Source organism: Rhodomicrobium vannielii ATCC 17100, from assembly GCF_000166055.1.
GTDB classification, from domain to species: domain Bacteria; phylum Pseudomonadota; class Alphaproteobacteria; order Rhizobiales; family Rhodomicrobiaceae; genus Rhodomicrobium; species Rhodomicrobium vannielii.
In genome coordinates, this window is sequence record NC_014664.1 from 3,559,500 (window position 1) to 3,577,329 (window position 17,830).

Sequence of the window (17,830 nt, forward strand, 5' to 3'; positions counted from 1 at the left end):
TCGCTGCACCGGGTTGCAATGCGTGAAGGGTCTATGCTAGAAGCGCCTCAGGCATAAGCCGGGCTTCAAATCCGGACATTTATCACCGATTTCAGAGCACGCTTCGACGCTCCACGCGTTTGGCGGCTCTTTGACTGTTGGAGAGCACGTCTTGGCGCGGACCATCGCAGGATCGACGGTAGCTGAACGTTACGCTGGAGCGCTTTTCGATCTGGCCCGCGCGGACAACGCGGTAGGCAGCGTCGAAGCTTCTCTCGAAATCTTCCAGAAATCGCTGCGCGAAAGCGACGATCTCCGTCGCCTCGTGCTGAACCCGACGTTCTCCATCGCCGAACAGGAAAAGGGCCTCTCGGCCGTCCTGAAGGCGGCCGGAATCGAAGGCCTTGCGCGCGATTTTCTTATCGTTCTCGCAAAGAACAGGCGGCTTTTCGCCGTAGAGAACGTGATCGCGGCTTTCCGCTCGCTTGCCGCCAAGGACCGCGGCGAGGTCGAGGCAGAAGTCATTTCCGCCGTGCCGCTTAGCGAAGCCCAGACCCAGGATCTGGTCGACACGCTTCGGCAGAAGCTCGGCAAGACGCCGAAGCTTACGGCGATTGTGGATTCGAAGCTGCTCGGCGGGCTTGTCGTCCGCGTCGGCAGCCAGATGATCGATACGTCCTTACGTACGAAATTGAAAAACCTCGAAAAGGTGATGAAAGAGGCCAGCTGATGGAGCTAACGGAAATCCGCCCGTCCGAGATTTCTTCGATCCTGAAGGAACAGATCAAGAATTTCGGTCAGGAAGCAGAAGTCTCCGAGATTGGGCAAGTGCTCTCCGTGGGCGATGGTATCGCTCGCGTTTACGGTCTCGATAACGTCCAAGCCGGCGAAATGGTCGAGTTTCCGGGTGGCGTCCGTGGGATGGCGCTGAACCTCGAAGCCGATAACGTCGGTGTGGTTATTTTCGGCCTCGACACGAACATCAAGGAAGGCGACACCGTCAAGCGTACGGGCGCCATCGTGGAAACGCCGGTCGGCAAGGGGCTGCTCGGCCGTGTGGTGGACGGTCTCGGTAACCCGATCGACGGCAAGGGTCCGATCCAGTACACCGAAAAGCGCCGCGTGGACGTCAAGGCGCCCGGCATTCTTCCGCGTCAAAGCGTGAAAGAGCCGATGCAGACGGGCATCAAGGCCATCGACGCGCTGATCCCGATCGGCCGCGGCCAGCGCGAACTGATCATCGGGGACCGCCAGACCGGCAAGACCGCTGTGGCGCTCGACGCGATCCTGAACCAGAAGTCCGTGAACGCTACGGGCGACGAAAGCCAGAAGCTTTATTGTATCTACGTGGCGGTCGGCCAGAAGCGCTCGACGGTTGCGCAGTTCGTCAAGGTTCTGGAAGAGCAAGGCGCGCTGGAATACTCCATCGTCGTCGCCGCTACCGCGTCCGACCCGGCTCCGATGCAGTTCATCGCGCCCTACACGGGCTGCACGATGGGCGAATACTTCCGCGACAACGGCATGCACGCGCTCATCATCTATGATGATCTGTCGAAGCAGGCCGTGGCCTACCGCCAGATGTCGCTGCTGCTCCGCCGTCCGCCCGGACGTGAAGCCTATCCCGGCGACGTGTTCTATCTGCATTCTCGTCTTCTGGAACGCGCGGCGAAGCTCAACCCCGATCACGGCTCGGGCTCTCTGACCGCCCTTCCCGTCGTCGAGACGCAGGCGAACGACGTTTCCGCCTACATTCCGACGAACGTGATTTCGATCACCGACGGCCAGATCTTCCTTGAGACGGACCTGTTCTATCAGGGTATCCGTCCGGCCGTGAACGTCGGCATCTCGGTGTCGCGCGTGGGTTCGGCAGCGCAGATCAAGGCCATGAAGCAGGTTGCGGGCGCCATCAAGGGTGAGCTTGCGCAGTACCGCGAAATGGCGGCGTTCGCGCAGTTCGGCTCCGATCTCGACGCAGCAACGCAGCGGCTTCTCGCTCGCGGCTCGCGCCTCACTGAGCTTCTGAAGCAGCCCCAGTTCTCGCCGCTCAAGGTCGAAGAGCAGGTTGTCGTGATCTATGCTGGCACGCGCGGCTTCCTTGATCCGATCCCGGTTTCGTCGGTCGGCGAGTTTGAGCGCGAGTTCCTGACGCTGCTCCGCAACGAGCACAGGGATTTGCTGGATGCGATCCGCGACTCGAAAGCTCTTTCTCCTGAGTCGGAGCAGAAGTTGAAGGGCATCCTTACCGATTTCTCGAAGCGCTTTTCGGCGTAATCGGGCTTAGCGGAGACACCAATGGCGAGCCTGAAAGACCTAAGAGGCCGCATCGCGTCGGTTAAGGCCACACGCAAGATCACGAAGGCCATGCAAATGGTGGCCGCCGCGAAATTGCGCCGTGCGCAGGACCAGGCCGAAGCGGCTCGCCCCTACGCCGAGGGTCTGGACAAGATCCTCGGAAAGTTCGCGGGCAAGGCGATGCCCACCGGTCCGCTTCAGCTGCTGTTGCAGGGCACCGGCAAGACGCAAACGCATCTGCTCGTGGTCGCCACTGGCGAGCGCGGGCTCGCGGGCGCGTTCAACTCGAACATCGCGCGACTCGCGCGCGATCACGTTCGCGTGCTCCTCGCCGAAGGCAAGTCGGTCAAGATCATCACCATCGGCCGAAAGGGCGCTGACGTGCTCCGGCGCGATTTCGGCAAGCTGATGATCGACCATGTCGACCTGCGCGGCGTGCGACAGCTTGGCTACGTTCATGCGATCGATATCGCGCAGCGCGTCGTCAAGCGGTTCGAGGCGGGCGAATTCGACGTCGCCACTCTCTTCTTCTCGAAGTTCCAGAATATCATCACCCAGAAGCCCACAGCGGGCCAGCTTCTTCCGGTAGAACTCCCTGCCTCCGAAGGCGACTACGAGTTCGAGCCGGACGAAGCCGAAATCTTGCTCGATCTCGTGCCGCGTGCGCTCGCAACCAAGATCTTCAGCGCGCTTCTGGAGAACAATGCGGGCTTCTACGCGTCTCAGATGACCGCGATGGACAATGCAACGCGCAACGCAGGCGATATGGTGAGCCGCTACACGCTTGAGTATAACCGCGCGCGTCAGGCGATGATCACGAAGGAACTGATCGAAATCATCTCGGGAGCTGAGGCAGTCTAGCCTTCGGTTCCGAAGGCGCGTGCGGATACGCTCGCGCCGCTCTGCCGAGCAACGTGTTTGTTTCGGCTGTTGTTTTTGGGCGGTTTCCGTCTTATTCAGATGGGATCGCCTGTCGCGACGCAGAATTTTCGGCCCCCGGCGCGGCGTCCGTCGCGAGGGGTGCTCTTCAGGCCGGTCGCGCGACCGATGAGAGATGCAGCCGAAGCAAGGCAACCCGCAAGGATTGCGCGGCGGTGAAATGAATTGAGTACGGCGACATCGGACGAGTCGGAGATGGTCGTCGTATCGGACAAAGATGGACCGGTTTTGGGGAAGACAAGATGAGCGATAGACGAGTTGGCCGTATCAGGCAGGTCACGGGCGCCGTGGTTGACGTGCAGTTCGATGGGCCGCTGCCGTCGATCCTGAACGCGCTTGAGACACAGAACCACGGCAGCCGCCTCGTGCTTGAGGTTGCCCAGCATCTCGGTGAGAGCACGGTCCGCACCATCGCCATGGACTCGACCGAAGGTCTCGTTCGCGGTCAGGAAGTCACCGACACCGGCGAAGCGATCTCCGTCCCCGTCGGCGAAGAGACGCTCGGCCGCATCATGAACGTCATCGGCGAGCCGATCGACGAAGCAGGCCCGATCAAGTCGAACCAGCGTCGCCCGATCCATGCGCAGGCGCCGTCCTTTGTCGATCAGTCGACCGAAGTCGAAGTGCTTGTCACCGGCATCAAGGTTGTCGATCTGCTGGCGCCTTATTCCAAGGGCGGCAAGGTCGGCCTGTTCGGCGGCGCGGGCGTCGGCAAGACGGTGCTCATCCAGGAACTCATCAACAACATCGCGAAGGGTCACGGCGGCTACTCCGTGTTCGCAGGCGTTGGCGAGCGTACACGTGAAGGCAACGACCTTTACTGGGAAATGATCGAGTCCAAGGTGAACGTCGACCCGCATGAGAGCGGATCCTCGCAGGGCTCGAAGTGCTCGCTGGTTTTCGGCCAAATGAACGAGCCCCCCGGAGCGCGTGCCCGCGTTGCGCTGACCGGTCTCACGGTCGCTGAATATTTCCGCGATCAGGGCCAGGACGTGCTGTTCTTCGTGGACAACATCTTCCGCTTCACGCAGGCTGGCTCGGAAGTGTCCGCGCTTCTCGGTCGCATCCCTTCGGCGGTGGGCTATCAGCCGACGCTCGCCACCGACATGGGCGCCCTTCAGGAACGCATCACATCCACGTCGAAGGGGTCGATCACGTCCGTGCAGGCCATTTACGTGCCCGCCGACGACTTGACCGACCCTGCGCCTGCGGCTTCGTTCGCTCACTTGGACGCCACGACCGTGCTTTCGCGTTCCATCGCCGAAAAGGGTATCTACCCGGCGGTGGATCCGCTCGACTCCACCAGCCGCGCGCTTGAGCCGCGCATCGTCGGCGAAGAGCACTACAAGGTCGCCCGGCAGGTGCAGGTGATCCTCCAGCGCTACAAGGCTCTTCAGGACATCATCGCGATCCTCGGCATGGACGAGCTCTCCGAAGAGGACAAGCGCACGGTCGCCCGCGCCCGCAAGATCGAGCGCTTCCTGTCGCAGCCATTCCACGTCGCTGAAGCGTTCACCGGCAAGCCGGGTGTGCTCGTCGACGTGAAGGACACGGTGAAGGGCTTCAAGGGACTTTGCGAAGGCGATTACGATCACCTGCCCGAGCAGGCGTTCTACATGGTCGGCACCATCGACGAGGCCATTGCAAAGGCCGAAGAGATGGCGGCGGCAGCCTAGGAAACGATATCGGCCGCTTTCGCCCGCGCTGGAACATGTGCGATGGTGAGAGCGGCCTTCGGATTTTCACGGTTTAGCGCCGGAGAACGGACCCGAGATGGCCGATACTATTTACTTTGAACTTATCGCCCCGGATAAACGGCTGCTCTCCGCAGACGTCTCGGAGGCCGTGCTTCCGGGTCAGGAGGGCGACCTTTCCGCCCAAGCCGGACGTGGTTTTCTTATTCTCAAGTTGCGCCCGGGCATTCTTACAACGCGAGCGAAGGACGGCGAGAAGCAGTTCTTCCTGCGCGGCGGCTTCGCCGATGTAGGACCAGACAAGGCGACGGTGCTGGCTGAATTCGCCATACCGCTCGAAGACCTGACGGGCGCTATCCTGGCGGATGAAATCGCGCAGGCAGAGCAATCTCTGGATGAAGCGAAAGACGACGCTCGCAAGATCTCGTCGTGGGATCGGCTGGAGCGCTTGCAGACCCTGAAAGCTCGGCTCGCTCTTTAGCGGGTCGGGGAAACCGCGGAAGCCTATGAGTTTCGGCTGGTCCTGACGGCGGTTTGACGCGCGTGGGGCAAAAGCTAAGCGTTCTGTTGTACTCGCTTCCGAACCTCCGATTCTCAACAGCTTGCTAGGCCCGCGATGCCCCGCAACTCCGGGCGCGTACGCTCGGATCGTGTTCTGGTCGCGCTTGAACGACGCCGAGCGCTTATTCCTGTTGGCGGAATCAAAACGCCCTATGATGTTTAATCCCAGATTTTGATGGTGCATTATTCTCCCTCGGCTGGAAGGATGCGCTATGGGACAAATTCTTCATGGGAGCGCCACAACGACTGAGGCGGTCCGTCGAGCGATACAGCATAGTCAAGAGAGCTTGAGGGCCCTGGCCAAGCGCTACGGCATCAACACGAAGACGGTCTCGAAATGGAAGAAGCGCTCATCCGTCGCCGATGTGCCGACTGGACCGAAAGAGCCGAAATCCACGGTTCTGTCGGTCGAGGAAGAGGCGATAATCGTCGCCTTCCGCAAGCATACGCTCTTGCCGCTCGACGATTGCCTCTATGCGCTACAGGCGACGATACCGCATCTGACTCGCTCGTCGCTGCATCGCTGTCTTCAACGCCACGGTATTTCTCGGCTGCCGGACGTCGAAGGCGACAAGCCCGCCAAGAAGAAGTTCAAGTCCTATCCGATCGGCTATTTTCATGTCGACATAGCCGAAGTGCAGACGGCCGAAGGCAAGCTCTATCTCTACGTCGCCATTGACCGCACGAGCAAATTCGCCTTCGTGCAACTCGTCAAAAAGACCGGCAGGACGTCCGCTTCAGCCTTCCTCGTCGCCCTGATAGAGGCAGTTCCCTACAAGATTCACACGGTGCTCACCGACAACGGCATCCAGTTCACGTTTCCGCCGCGTTATGCCGATGGACCAACGGCCAGATACATGACGCACATGTTTGACATGCGATGCAGCGAGAACGGCATTGAGCACCGCCTCACCAAGGTCAAGCATCCCTGGACAAACGGCCAGGTCGAGCGAATGAACCGGACGATCAAGGAGGCGACGGTCAAACGCTATCACTACGACCGTCACGAGCAGCTCGAAACCCATCTATCGGACTTCATCAACGCCTATAACTTTGCTCGCCGACTAAAGACCCTCAAAGGCCTCACGCCTTATGAGTTCATCTGTAAATGCTGGACGAATGAGCCGGAAAGATTCAAAATCGATCCAATCCATCAAATGCCGGGACTAAACATCTAAGCGGGGCACCGTTGAAGGAAATGTCGCTTGGCGGAACGTGTCATTCACACCTGCCGTGGCGCTTCTTCAGACGGCTTTGTAGCAATTTTTGCGCTTTGAGTTAGAAGTGGGGGCGCTGGGAGATAGAAAAACGAACCCAGCCGCCTCTGAGCCTTCTGATTGCCAAGCGATCTCGCTATCGGAACGTCTATCGTCTTGCCGAGCGGTCGCCAACGGATTTCCAAGCCCATCATTTTTGACAGGCCCTGTGAATGTTCTGAAATGTTCTGTTATAATGAGGGCGCCACCAATTCTGCGTAAACCCGCCACCGATTCAGCGTGAAGTAAGAGAATTTCGCCACCGATTCTGCACGGGCGAAACCTCCGCCGAACTGGGTCGATAGGGCGTTCCAAGAGAGCGTCGTTGGTGCCCTCATAGAATGCAGTCGGTAATTCAGCCAGAAATACATGTCGAGCTTGCGGGAGGACCCAGCAAATGCGCGGACAGCTTCGGCCCGGATCGGCAGGGCGTGCTTCACCAGGGTCTCGTAGAAATCCAGGCTGAAGGTTAGGGTTGAATGCCACAGCATCAGCTGGTCTGGGTTGACCGGTAGCCAGACTTCGATCCGGGAAAAGGGCATACCCTGGAAGTCGACGGCACGTTGGCCATCCGGCCGTAGCCATAATTGACAAGATCCGTGGACAGAACGTCGTATCCGGCCGCAATCAATTCCTCTGAGATCCAGCCGGTTCCGCAGGCGGGCTCCCAGATGGGGCCATCGAAGCGCTCGACCGAGAGAAGGGCGCGTGTCGCCTCCGGTGGCGTCGGGTAGAACTCGTAGGCGGCCCGGTTGGGATGGAGCCGTGGCCCGAACCTGAAGGCGCGGGCGGTTTCAGTCACGACACGGCGCGTGCGCAGCTCATGGGGTAGGAGGAGGCGAGGGGCGTTCATTGGGCGGCCTCCTCGATGTCCAGTTCAACGCCGCCCTGTTCACCGGAGATGTATCGGGCGCGGTCGGCTTCCGACCACCCGTAGTAGGTTTCCAGGGCAACATCTTCGGCAACGTCCCCGTCTTCGGCCCTGACCGTGAACTGAAACACGTTCCGTTCGTACAGGATGATGGTGAAGTCCTTGCAGGAGGGATTGACGATGCTCATTCGTCGGCCTCCTGTTCGTCGATGATCTCGAAACCGTCAACGCCGCTGGCCTGGCAGGAGAATTCCTCACGGCCGTGCCTTTCGTAAGAGGCGCGGGCTTGTGCCTTGGCTTCATCCTCCGAGGCGGCATCGACGCAGATGTTCCAGGTTTCCCACATGATCATCGCGACGGTGTAGCTCTTGAGCTGGTTCATTGGGCACACTCCTCATCATCGTTCCAGCTGTAGGCGGGGTTGTCGCCGAAGTGGTCGTCGGCAAACCAGGCATCAAGCAGGTCATCCAGTTCCTGGTCGGTCCTTGCCCGGAGCCAGAACTCCGGGAACTGGTCGGCGAGGAAGGCGTAGTCGCTGCGGCTCATCGGGCGGCCTCCCCTTGGGCTTGCGAGTCGGCTTTGTTGGCGCGGATGACTAGGCGTCCCGTGCTGTCGGTGGGGATGAAGTCGAGGCTCAGGTTCAGGCCCTCGCCGTCCTCGTGGATCCAGGCCGCGCCGATTTTGGTCCAGTAGGCGCTCTTGCCTTCGCCCCGGATGTGGAAGACGCCGTGGGTGGGCTTTCTTCCGGGTTGCTGCTTCTTGCTCATGATGGGTTTCTCCTTTTGGTTCGAGACCGCACCCTTTGCGGCCTGTCGGGTAAGGAGAGGGACCTCGGCCATGAGCGGGGCTTGCCAACGGGGAGGGGCATCTCCCGGCTGCACAAGCGCCGCCACTCCGCGCGCGCGGAAGCTGGGGAACCCCCTTGGCCGGTACGCGCCGGGGTCCAGACCACCCGACATTTCAAGGCCGCTTGGGGAAGATTTCCTTGCCAAAGGGGAACCCGTCAGGGCATCGGCGTCCAACCGGAATCCCACCCCGCTCTTGCACGGGGCTGGTTGAGCCTTCTCTGGAACCTTTACGGCGCGTTTTGGCGGACTTATGTAGCAAACGCAGGGAAGAAAATCCATTAGAGTCAGTGAGTTATCCTCTAAAACAAGAGGATGGCCGAACCTCACATCATCTCAGGATTGAAGGCGAAGCAGGAAGAGCTTCGCCGCCGCATCTCCGATCTCGAAAAGAGGATCAAGGAGACGCGAAGCGACCTTGCCACCATCACAGAAGCCTTGCGCATTTGCGGCGACACAGCGCCAACGTCGAAGCCGGGGAACCTGTTCAAGCCGGGAGAACTCTCCCGCATCATCCTTGACGCTCTGAGAACTTCCGATGGCATGGACGCCAACGAGCTTACAGCGCGTGTCATGGAAGAGCTTGCACTGGATCGGTCGAACGCCGCGCTTGTTAAGAAGGTGCGTGATCGCGTCGGCGTCGCTCTTCTCCGCTACCACGCTCGCGGATATCTCAAGCAAGGCCAATTACGGAATAGGATGAGGGTGTGGCGGGTGGCTTGATCGTCCTGCTTTATAAATCTTCCCACAAAGCCGTTATGAACCGGCAAGCATTCTCAATATTTGCCGCCTTCATCTTGAAGTTTTTTGGAGCCACATGAACTTCACCGCTCTGTACGTCTGCGGACCAACAAAGCTTATAAGATGGCGTCCTGTTTCCTGCCAGATTGGCGGCGACCTGCATATGGACTAGCGTTGCGGCATATACTCCCATTTCTTTTCTTTTTGAAGCTGCTGAATCAGATTCACCTTCATCAGGCTTGGTAAATCTGAACATCATAGCTCCAATTTCCTCGACGCCACGATATTCTCTATGTATAATTACATCGCAGTTTATCGCAATTTCGACGCCATTTACTATTATCCTTGGCTGCGATCTAGATGGCAACTTGTAATCATAGCCAGCGAGTTGGTTGCGTATTCTGCTAAAGGCGTCAAGAACGTCGAGAGATTTGGAAGCGTCATCTTGAGCGAAGTCTGAAGATGACGGATCGTCCGCTTTTTGCTCAAACGCGCTACGAGCTGCCGCGAGAATGCGTTTTTCGCTTGCGGGATCGCACAAAGCAGAACGAAGTGCGATCCTAACATCCGAGTACCGGATACGTTTTGGAGGCGTACTGTATTTGGCGTCAGTTAGGATACCAATTTTTGCTGTCTCGCTCGAAATCATGTATCTGGCGAGATCGTTGGCGGTAATGCGTGGCTTTGTGCGAGCGCGTAAATCAATGGCGCGGGCTTCTGACATGGCTGAAGAACTTCTTCTGATAGAGCGAATCAACGACACCACGAGCTTGTGTGTTTCGTCCATATCGCGCAATACCTTCGCCTCTGCTGAATTGGAAAACCTTGGGGATGACAGGGGATATTTCATCTATGAAGTCGATGAACGTCCTTATGTTGGTGGCATGCAGATATTGGGGAAGGCGGCTTCAATAGAGGCCGTTTATCGTTTGGCTGAGATTTGGAAGCTCGCAATTTCGCCGACCAAATCTAAGCGGCGCGCTGCCAATAGCCCTTCCACTCCCGGCTCACGGGGTGCGCCATCGCAAGAGCCAGCTTCTTAGTCGCAATCTCGCCATTCGAGAGGCGGCGGTGATCTTCCTTCCAAGCCGCCTCATTGGCGAACTGGTGGAGGTATTGACCGCTCACGTGGTGATGTTGGCCCATCACCATGCGGCGAAGGCGGGCTAAAAAGCTCTCGGCTTGGTTCGTGCAAGCGCCATTGAGCGAGTAGGCTTCCTGATGGTTGATGCGGAAGGTCTTGTACTTCGCATGAAGCGCGTTCCAGTGGCCCGCTTCGTCAGCATGAAGGACAGAGCCGGGAGCCACAATCGTTTCAACGAAGGCGACGCCATCGGCTTCGCTCTTGGTAACGGTGGTGATAGTGCGGCCGTCGCGCTGGCGAGCCACGACAACCACGCGACGCTTGCCGGTCTGGTTCTCGGCAAGGCGGCGGTCGATCCGGTTCGCCTTGAGGTTTGAAGGCTTCACGTGGCCGCCGAAGTAAGCGCCGTCAACTTCGACCGTGCCGGAAAGCGTTTCGCCCTTGACCTCGGAAGCGATGGCTTCACGAAGCTTGTGAGCGAGAACGAAGGCCGTCTTGTACTGGCAATCGATATCGCGGGAAAGCTGGAGCATCGAAACGCCCTTGGAGGCGTTGGCGAGGATCACGATGGCGGCGAGAAGGTCAACGAAGGCCATCTTGCGGCTGGCGAAGATCGTGCCGCTCGTGACGCTGAACTGGTGGCCGCACGCCTTGCATTCAAACTTGCGACGCGATTTGATCGCGTAAGCCTCGACGCCGCCGCAACGCGGGCAGATCGGCTTGCCTTCTGTTTCGGCCCAGCGCATCCGGCAAAACGTCTCGTATGCCTTGTCTTCGCCGCCCTGATAAACAGAGCGCAAGGACAAGGTCCGAGCTGCTGCCGAAAGGAGAAAGTGCTGAGCCATGGTCATCGTTTCCGCTACTATGGTAACGAATATGATGACGTAAGGTAGCCTTGTCAAGGACAAAGGTATCGAATATGATGACTTTTGACATTTGATTCGAGGCTATCATGGATGAAACCGTTTGGTCGGATTACGTAAAGGGTCTGTTGAAGGCTGAGTTGAAGCGGAAGAACGTCACGTACAAGCAGCTCGTTGATAAGCTCGCGGCGCTTGGCGTTTCCGAAACGGAAGCCAACATCAAGAACAAGGTGAGCCGAGGCGGCTTCAGCGCTGTGTTCCTGGTTCAATGCCTTGCCGCCATAGGCGTCCAGTCCGTAAGGCTGGACGATCTTCCGGCGTCCCAATAGGCAGAAGCGCGCGCCTAGCGCGCTTCCATCTCTTAAGATCGGCATATAGCCGAAAGCGTGTGCTGGTCAGAACCCGCAGCAACGCCAGTATCCGCATACATGCTCAATCCGCCCAAGGCGGTGGCGCACGTAAGAGGACACCCAATGACATACGCGAGCGCAAGCCATTGTGTTCTCCCTTTCGTCAAAAAGGAGTTGCAGTTGAGCGCCCAACGTGGGATTCTAGACTTGCTTGGAGTCGAAGGAATCTCGCGTTGAACGCCGGTTGCTTCGCTACCACATAGGCCGATTTTCCGCTGCTAACGGGAAATCGGCCTTTTTCATTAGTCTCCCCGTAGACGCCGGTAGCTTGAGCGGCGGGGCTGATCAGGTAAGATCTTCACCATTTGGATTTTCTCGTTTGAAATCAGGCCGGATTACTCCCGCCAGATGAAGCACGGTCGTGGCTTTCGCCTTCGCCGGTTTCATTCGTTTCGGGGAAACGGAAAACGCCGTCATCCCCTTTGATCAACCGGCCATTTTTTGCCAATTGATACATTGTCGGCATGATCTGCGGGGCCTGGACGCCGGGCCAGTATCTGCGCCCGATCTCATCGACCAGTTCAGCAGCGGTAAGACCGGCCTTCCCTTCTTTTTGAGCGGACAGAAGGACAAGGCGCGCCATCTCGAAATTCGTCGGCGCTCCGCTTGGGCGGGGCGGGCCTAGTTTTGTCTGAGTGTCGGATTGATTAGAGCCTTGGTCTTCCAATAGGCCGAGAACGGCTTCCATGGCTGCGATGGCGTCGCGATATTTAACGGCGCGCTCTTGCAAGACGGAGATATCCCTTTCCGTCTCGGCTAGACGCGCCCGCAAGCCAACAATAATTTCCCGCTCACTGACCATAGACGGCATATGAGGGGATTCGCCGCAACGAGTCAACGCCCATACGTATGCCGCATAGTTCATACCGTGAACTTGGCGCCAAGAAAGACTGGATGTGATATGCGGTTCTAAACCTAATCGTCCGGAAGCTCAATTATATCATGGACATGGGCAATCCGATAGGCGACTGGCTTACCCCCCAACCGCTCCACATAGACATCGACATAGAATCCAAGTTGATACAGGTTGCGCTCCCCCGCCATCATCTCGTGCTTGATCCGTTCCTTGGCGATCTCGCTGGCATACACGATAGCGAGAGGTTTCTTTGAAACCGCTTCGATGATGGCCTTTTCTGATGTCTGCTTAAGTATATCTGGATTTCTTAGGTTTGACTGGTAGAATACCATAAGCACATTCTCAGCCACTTCATAGGCTTTCAGGTCTATTTCTCGCTTGTGCTCGTCAATTATTTTCTCTGCGCGCCTAGCTTGTTGCGTGTCAAACTCAAGAACGGCTTTGCTTGTTGAAGACGTTCCGTGAAATACAGCTGAGGAAAGCGTAGCCTTTGCATTTGGATCGGTAGCTATTATTGCCACCTGATTCATGAAGTCCTTTAGGTCACTTTTGGTCGCATTCTCATGCTTTTTCCCTTCGAATAGATTCGACAGCCAGCCACCATACCGCGATGCGAATCCATCAACGATCAATGCCGAATCCATCGTGGCAATTGCATTTTGGACTAACGGAATAAGCTGAAGCACAATATCGCTAGCATGGATATGCTGGACGTACAGTTTCGCACGCCCTTCCAAGGGTGGGTGCTCCCGTTTTATGAATTGCTCGAATTGATTTGCCAACGCGCTGAACGCCCCCACCAAAGAGAGCAATTCCGCTGGCTGCGATAGATTTAGCCGAAGCTCAATGTAATGTGTCCCTTCGCTCATAGCATCGCTATAGCTGAGCCTGCCACATCGTGAAAAGTAGAAAGTCATTGCTTAGCGCCTAAATTCAGCGAATTGGCATCGATGGCTTCCCTGCGCTTGCTACATAAGTCCGCGTTTTGGATAATGTGGGGAACGGCAAAGGAGTAAAGTCATGCCAAAGTCCCTCAAACCCGGCGACAGGGTCTCCTGGCAGACCTCGCAAGGCAAGACCGAAGGCACCGTCAAGGAGAAGGTCACATCGCCTACCCGCGTCAAAGGACATACCGCCAAGGCCAGCCCGGACAACCCGGAATACGTGGTGAAGAGCGCGAAGTCCGGGAAAGAGGGCGTTCATAAGCCGGGTTCGCTCAAAGACGCCCGACGCCTGAGCATTGAACACGAGGTTGCTCAGGACCACGGGCCAGGCAGTGTTCCCGCACCGGCTCTGGTTTCTTGCCGGAGGGTCGGCCACACTGCGGCATGCCCCGTCAACGTCGCTCCGCGCCTCCGCCGCCCGGCAACGGGGGAACGCATCCGGCTGTTCGCGAGCTGCGCAAGATTGAGGGGCGGTTTTTCCAGAAGTTCGACGACTGGCTCGATCTCATGCTGTCAGCGTTTTCCCGCGATGAAGATCGCTACATGGCAACCATGAGCCGGTACGGGCCGCGCGTGCCGGGCACAGATCACCCTGGGGATCATTTCGCGCATGCGCTTCCGCCATGATGTGGCGATGCATCAGGACAATGCCGACGGCGTCATCCGCGATCACCTTGGCGACATCTACGAAGCCGAGCGCGCCGCCGAACGCGAAATGGCGCAATTCTTCACGCCGATGCCGCTGTGCGAGCTCATGGCGCGCATCACCATCGACGAGAATGCGCCCGAAGATGCCCGTATCGCCGATCCGGCCTGTGGCAGTGGCCGCTTGCTTCTGGCCTGCGGGTCTCTATGGCGAAATTGACCCATTGGAGAATACAGCCGACGTGATCACGATGCTTCTCGCAGGGTCGCTTCCGCGCCGATTGCCGTCTCCCCTCGAGTTCCCTTTGATGAAAGGTCTCAGCCTTATCGTCGAAGGCCTTCGAATTCAGTTCCGAAGGATCATCACTGGCGTTTCGAGGTCGTCTAGCTTGACGGACGCCGTGCCGCCAAGGTAGTGACCCTGGCACAGCCGCGAAGCCGGCTTACTACTTCAAACGATAGCCGACGCCGGTTTCTGTAATGATGTGCTGAGGGCTCTCGGAGTGCGCTTCGATCTTCGCGCGAAGCTGGCGCACATAGATGCGCAAATACTGCACATCGGCGTTGGCGCCCCAAAGCTCGGCCATAATGAATTTGTGCGTCAGAACTTTCCCGGCATGCAGCGCGAGAAGGCGCAGGATGTCGTATTCCTTTGGCGACAGCTTCACGTCGCTGCCTGAACGCGTCACGCGGCGATGCACGAGGTCGATGCGTAGGTCGCCGCTTTCGAACACCGGCTCGCCGCCCTCAGCCTGAACGCGATGGCGCAGCGACGTGCGCAGCCGCGCGATCAGCTCGGCCACGCCGAACGGCTTCGTGACGTAGTCGTCAGCGCCGAGATCCAGCGCTTCGACCTTGGTTGCTTCCTCGCCGCGGCTCGAAAGAACCACGATCGGCGTTTTGTCGCCCGAGCTTCGCAGCGTTTCGATGATCGCAAGGCCGTCCATGTCGGGCAGTCCGAGGTCGAGGAGGATGACTTCGGGCCGCTCGCGCGTGATCGCCTCAAACGCCGCCTTGCCGTTGATCGCTTCAACGACGGCAAATCCGTTGGCTCCCAGACTCGTGCGCAGGAGCCGCCTGATTTGAGGCTCGTCCTCCACAACAAGCACGAGAGTGCGATCGGCAACCGTCATGTGACGCTCCGCTCATGAGGAAGCCGCACGGTAGAGGATGCCGGAAAGGAAATCGCGAGGATTGCGCCCGTCCGGTCCGACCGGTTCGCGGCCGAGATCGCGCCGCCCATGGCTTCCACGAAGCCGCGACAGATCGCAAGGCCGAGGCCGGTGCCCGCGCGCTGCCGGTCTCCGTTATCCGCGCGGTGGAATTTTTCGAAGACCAGCGACAGCTTGTCCTCGGGAATGCCCGGCCCCTCGTCCATCACGCAAATGCGGACCGAGGAACCTACCGTCCGCGCTCTCAGCGTGATGGTTGATCCGGGCGGCGCGTATTTTCCGGCGTTGTCGAGGAGATTGACGAACACCTGTTCCATGAGGACGGGGTCGAGGTTCAGGAGCGGCAAATCCCGCTCGATGTCGAACTCGACGGTGCAATGCTTCAGGAGCGGAGCCGTTCGCCGCACGGCCGCGCCCAGGATTTCCGTCACGTCAACCGGCTCGCGTCTGAGTTTGACCGCACCGGATTCGAGCCTCATCATGTCGAGCAGATTGGCCACGAACCGCGACATCCGCTGAGCCTCCTCCTCGATGGTAAGGACGAGATCGGATTTCGCCTGCGCGTCGAACAACTCATCATATTCCCGCAGCGAGTTCGCAGCGCCGAGGATGGAGGCGAGCGGCGTGCGAAGGTCGTGCGAAAGCGATGTCAGGAGCGCGCCCCGCAGCCGCTCCGCCTCGGCGGCGACGCGAGCGTCGTCCATTTCCTTCGCGAGTTTTATACGTTCTATGGCAACCGCCGTCTGATCCATCAGCGCGTCGAGCAACCGCCTTTCGTCCGGCGTCAGGAGAATATCGGATCGCAAACCGGGTCCAAGCCCCACCACGCCAATGACTCCGCGCCCGGTTCTCAGCGGCAGAAACAAGCGCCGCGCGCCCGGCAGGGTGTCCGCTCCTCTGCCAGCCGCGAAGCCGTTATCGAGAGACCATTTGGCGGCGCCAACATCCGAATCCTCGATCATGTCGCCCGGAGGAAAGGCCGCAGCAACGTTCAATTGTCCGCTCGTCTCAGGCAGGAGGATCACGACATCTGCTTTCAGCGACGTCGCGATTTGCGAAACGGCAGCCCAGAGAAGATCGTCGAAAGTGGCGTTGCTCGCGAGGTTCTTGGAAAAGGCGTAGAGCGCGCTCGTGATCGCGGCCCTGTTCCGCGCCAGTTCAGCCTGTCGCCGGACGCGCGCGGTCAGATTGCTGACGGCAAGCGCGGTGAAGAGAAAGAAGAAGAGGGCGGAGATATTGATCGGGTCTGCTATGGTGAAGGTGTAAAGCGGCGGAATGAAGAAGAAATTGTACGAGAGCATCGCCGCAATGGCTGCGAACAGAGAAGCCCCCAGCCCGAAATAGTAGGCAATGCCGAGCACGCCCATCAGGAACATGAGCGGGATCGTTTCCGCGCCGAGGTAGGGTTGCGCGAGGCGCGCCGCGAGGACGGCACCGGCGGTCGCCACAATCGCGGCGACGTAGCCGAGAGCGCTGGCATCGCTTGAGGTCGCTGTCCGCACCGTCTTGCGCGGGATCGTCTCCTTGTTCAGCGCATCGCCTGCGATCACGTGTACGCTGATGTTGGCGGACCGGCGAACGAGGTCGTGAACCACCGATCCGTACAGCGCTTCAAACCAGCGCGAGCGCTCCGATTTTCCGATGACGATCTGCGTGACGTTGTTCGAGCGCGCGAAGTCCATCACGTCATCGGCAACGCGACCGCGCCCCGGCAGCGTGGCCGCGACGCCGCCAAGCCGCTCTGCCAGCCGAAGCGTATCCGCGATGCGGTCGCGCTCGGCGATAGAGAGGTCCTGGCTGCGAAGCGTCTCGATGTAAAGCGCCGTCCACGGTGCGCGCAGGCGATCCGCGAGCCGCTTCGTATAGCGCACCAGCCCCGCCGAGCGAGGGTCTTCGCTGATGCACACGAGAACGCGGTCACCGGCGGCCCAAGGCCCCTCGATCGCATGCGCCTTCATGTGTGTGAGCAGTTGCTCGTCAACTCTTTGCGCCGTGCGCCGGAGAGCCAGTTCGCGCAGCGCCGTCAGGTTTCCAGGCGAGAAGTAGTGCTGAAGCGCGCGCCGCGCCTGCTCCGGCACGTAGACCTTGCCCTCGCGAAGCCGCTGGATCAATTCGTCCGGTGCGAGGTCGATAACCTCGATGTCATCGGCCTTGTCGAGCACGGAGTCGGGCACCGTCTCCTGCACGCGGATGCGGGTGATCTGCGCGACGACGTCGTTCAGGCTGTCCACGTGCTGGATGTTCAGTGTGGTGTAAACGTCGATGCCCGCCGCGAGCAGTTCTTCCACGTCCATGTAACGCTTCGGGTGTCGGCTGCCCGGCGCATTCGTGTGAGCGAGTTCATCGACGAGCGCCACCTGCGGACGACGCGCGAGAACGGCGTCGAGGTCCATTTCCTCGATGATGCGGCCCTTGTAGGTCACGGGCCTGCGCGGGACGATCTCGTAACCAGCGAGAAGCGCCGCCGTCTCGGGGCGGCCGTGCGTTTCCACGACGCCGACGACGACATCCGCCCCTTCGGTGCACTTTGCGCGCGCCGACAGGAGCATCTCGTATGTCTTGCCGACGCCGGGGGCCGCGCCGAGGAAAATCTTCAACCGCCCGCGATTTTCATTGCGGGCCAGTTCGAGCAGCGCGTCCGGCGAAGGCCGGTTCGTTTCCCTGGCGTCGGCCATCGG

General features: G+C 59.2%; 22 protein-coding genes and 1 pseudogene. 11 read left to right on the top strand and 12 right to left on the bottom strand.

The genetic code is table 11. From position 1 onward, the window contains the following. Window positions 1-151 precede the first annotated feature (151 nt). The 6 genes from RVAN_RS16360 to RVAN_RS16390 all read left to right on the top strand — a co-directional run bounded on the left by RVAN_RS16360 (window position 152) and on the right by RVAN_RS16390 (window position 6,643). Window positions 152-709: a F0F1 ATP synthase subunit delta gene (locus RVAN_RS16360; RefSeq protein ID WP_013420817.1), complete on the top strand. Its 558-nt coding sequence runs from the start codon at window positions 152-154 to the stop codon at window positions 707-709. After that, entirely contained in the window at window positions 709-2,250 is a 1,542-nt protein-coding gene (atpA, locus tag RVAN_RS16365) for a F0F1 ATP synthase subunit alpha (protein WP_013420818.1), read from the top strand. The genes RVAN_RS16360 and atpA overlap by 1 nt, the downstream gene beginning before the upstream one ends. A 21-nt stretch (window positions 2,251-2,271) precedes the next feature. Further along, the gene (locus tag RVAN_RS16370) at window positions 2,272-3,132 is read left to right on the top strand and encodes a F0F1 ATP synthase subunit gamma (protein ID WP_013420819.1); all 861 of its coding nucleotides are present in this window, start codon (window positions 2,272-2,274) and stop codon (window positions 3,130-3,132) included. Window positions 3,133-3,452: 320 nt separating this feature from the next. Then, window positions 3,453-4,886 (top strand): F0F1 ATP synthase subunit beta, encoded by a 1,434-nt coding sequence (gene atpD / locus RVAN_RS16380; RefSeq protein WP_013420820.1) that lies wholly within the window; start codon window positions 3,453-3,455, stop codon window positions 4,884-4,886. A 97-nt stretch (window positions 4,887-4,983) separates the two neighbouring features. Further along, window positions 4,984-5,385: an ATP synthase F1 subunit epsilon gene (gene atpC / locus RVAN_RS16385; RefSeq protein WP_013420821.1), complete on the top strand. Its 402-nt coding sequence runs from the start codon at window positions 4,984-4,986 to the stop codon at window positions 5,383-5,385. 292 nt (window positions 5,386-5,677) lie between these two features. Further along, complete coding sequence (locus RVAN_RS16390) at window positions 5,678-6,643, top strand: IS481 family transposase (protein WP_013420400.1); 966 nt, start codon at window positions 5,678-5,680, stop codon at window positions 6,641-6,643. 269 nt (window positions 6,644-6,912) lie between these two features. Here RVAN_RS16390 and RVAN_RS16395 read toward each other — a convergent pair whose 3' ends face one another. The 6 genes from RVAN_RS16395 to RVAN_RS16415 are packed head-to-tail and all read right to left on the bottom strand — an operon-like array spanning window position 6,913 to window position 8,359. Further along, window positions 6,913-7,212 (bottom strand): replication protein RepA, encoded by a 300-nt coding sequence (locus RVAN_RS16395; protein ID WP_041787781.1) that lies wholly within the window; start codon window positions 7,210-7,212, stop codon window positions 6,913-6,915. Continuing rightward, window positions 7,212-7,574, bottom strand: a complete 363-nt coding sequence (locus tag RVAN_RS20550; RefSeq protein ID WP_041787782.1) for a hypothetical protein — start codon at window positions 7,572-7,574, stop codon at window positions 7,212-7,214. The genes RVAN_RS16395 and RVAN_RS20550 overlap by 1 nt, the downstream gene beginning before the upstream one ends. Next, window positions 7,571-7,780 carry a hypothetical protein gene (locus RVAN_RS16405; RefSeq protein WP_013420822.1) on the bottom strand — a complete coding sequence of 70 codons (210 nt, stop codon included), beginning with the start codon at window positions 7,778-7,780 and terminating at the stop codon, window positions 7,571-7,573. Before RVAN_RS16405 ends, RVAN_RS20550 begins: the two co-directional genes overlap by 4 nt. Next, complete coding sequence (locus RVAN_RS16410) at window positions 7,777-7,974, bottom strand: hypothetical protein (RefSeq protein WP_013420823.1); 198 nt, start codon at window positions 7,972-7,974, stop codon at window positions 7,777-7,779. The genes RVAN_RS16405 and RVAN_RS16410 overlap by 4 nt, the downstream gene beginning before the upstream one ends. Then, window positions 7,971-8,138 (bottom strand): hypothetical protein, encoded by a 168-nt coding sequence (locus RVAN_RS20555; RefSeq protein ID WP_013420824.1) that lies wholly within the window; start codon window positions 8,136-8,138, stop codon window positions 7,971-7,973. Before RVAN_RS20555 ends, RVAN_RS16410 begins: the two co-directional genes overlap by 4 nt. Beyond that, window positions 8,135-8,359, bottom strand: a complete 225-nt coding sequence (locus tag RVAN_RS16415; RefSeq protein ID WP_013420825.1) for a hypothetical protein — start codon at window positions 8,357-8,359, stop codon at window positions 8,135-8,137. The genes RVAN_RS20555 and RVAN_RS16415 overlap by 4 nt, the downstream gene beginning before the upstream one ends. Window positions 8,360-8,752: 393 nt before the next feature. Here RVAN_RS16415 and RVAN_RS16420 point away from each other — a divergent pair, with 393 nt between their 5' ends. Then, window positions 8,753-9,160, top strand: coding sequence for a hypothetical protein (locus RVAN_RS16420; RefSeq protein WP_013420826.1), 408 nt, complete (start codon window positions 8,753-8,755; stop codon window positions 9,158-9,160). A gap of 10 nt (window positions 9,161-9,170) precedes the next feature. Here the strand turns inward: RVAN_RS16420 and RVAN_RS20360 are convergent, their stop codons facing one another. Both RVAN_RS20360 and RVAN_RS16425 read right to left on the bottom strand, forming a co-directional pair. Further along, window positions 9,171-9,965, bottom strand: a complete 795-nt coding sequence (locus RVAN_RS20360) for a hypothetical protein (protein WP_155942497.1) — start codon at window positions 9,963-9,965, stop codon at window positions 9,171-9,173. Window positions 9,966-10,147: 182 nt separating this feature from the next. Beyond that, a complete protein-coding gene (locus RVAN_RS16425; RefSeq protein WP_013420828.1) occupies window positions 10,148-11,107 on the bottom strand; it encodes an IS1595 family transposase in 960 nt (319 codons plus the stop codon). Window positions 11,108-11,214: 107 nt separating this feature from the next. Here RVAN_RS16425 and RVAN_RS16430 point away from each other — a divergent pair, with 107 nt between their 5' ends. After that, window positions 11,215-11,454, top strand: coding sequence for a DUF6471 domain-containing protein (locus RVAN_RS16430; protein WP_013420829.1), 240 nt, complete (start codon window positions 11,215-11,217; stop codon window positions 11,452-11,454). A 406-nt stretch (window positions 11,455-11,860) separates the two neighbouring features. Here RVAN_RS16430 and RVAN_RS16435 read toward each other — a convergent pair whose 3' ends face one another. Both RVAN_RS16435 and RVAN_RS16440 read right to left on the bottom strand, forming a co-directional pair. Then, window positions 11,861-12,346, bottom strand: coding sequence for a hypothetical protein (locus RVAN_RS16435; RefSeq protein WP_169309573.1), 486 nt, complete (start codon window positions 12,344-12,346; stop codon window positions 11,861-11,863). A gap of 104 nt (window positions 12,347-12,450) precedes the next feature. After that, complete coding sequence (locus RVAN_RS16440; RefSeq protein ID WP_013420831.1) at window positions 12,451-13,308, bottom strand: hypothetical protein; 858 nt, start codon at window positions 13,306-13,308, stop codon at window positions 12,451-12,453. 103 nt (window positions 13,309-13,411) lie between these two features. Here RVAN_RS16440 and RVAN_RS20905 point away from each other — a divergent pair. The 3 genes and pseudogenes from RVAN_RS20905 to RVAN_RS16450 all read left to right on the top strand — a co-directional run. Beyond that, a pseudogene (locus tag RVAN_RS20905) lies at window positions 13,412-13,597 on the top strand (DUF2945 domain-containing protein); the annotation flags it as partial. A 122-nt stretch (window positions 13,598-13,719) separates the two neighbouring features. Further along, window positions 13,720-13,962, top strand: a complete 243-nt coding sequence (locus RVAN_RS20910) for a hypothetical protein (protein ID WP_041787788.1) — start codon at window positions 13,720-13,722, stop codon at window positions 13,960-13,962. 7 nt (window positions 13,963-13,969) lie between these two features. Next, complete coding sequence (locus RVAN_RS16450) at window positions 13,970-14,200, top strand: N-6 DNA methylase (RefSeq protein WP_169309574.1); 231 nt, start codon at window positions 13,970-13,972, stop codon at window positions 14,198-14,200. Window positions 14,201-14,426: 226 nt separating this feature from the next. On the opposite strand, the gene RVAN_RS16455 is transcribed toward RVAN_RS16450, so the two are convergent. Beyond that, window positions 14,427-15,113 (bottom strand): response regulator transcription factor, encoded by a 687-nt coding sequence (locus tag RVAN_RS16455; protein ID WP_013420832.1) that lies wholly within the window; start codon window positions 15,111-15,113, stop codon window positions 14,427-14,429. Continuing rightward, complete coding sequence (locus RVAN_RS16460; RefSeq protein ID WP_013420833.1) at window positions 15,110-17,827, bottom strand: sensor histidine kinase; 2,718 nt, start codon at window positions 17,825-17,827, stop codon at window positions 15,110-15,112. Before RVAN_RS16460 ends, RVAN_RS16455 begins: the two co-directional genes overlap by 4 nt. Window positions 17,828-17,830: the final 3 nt, after the last annotated feature.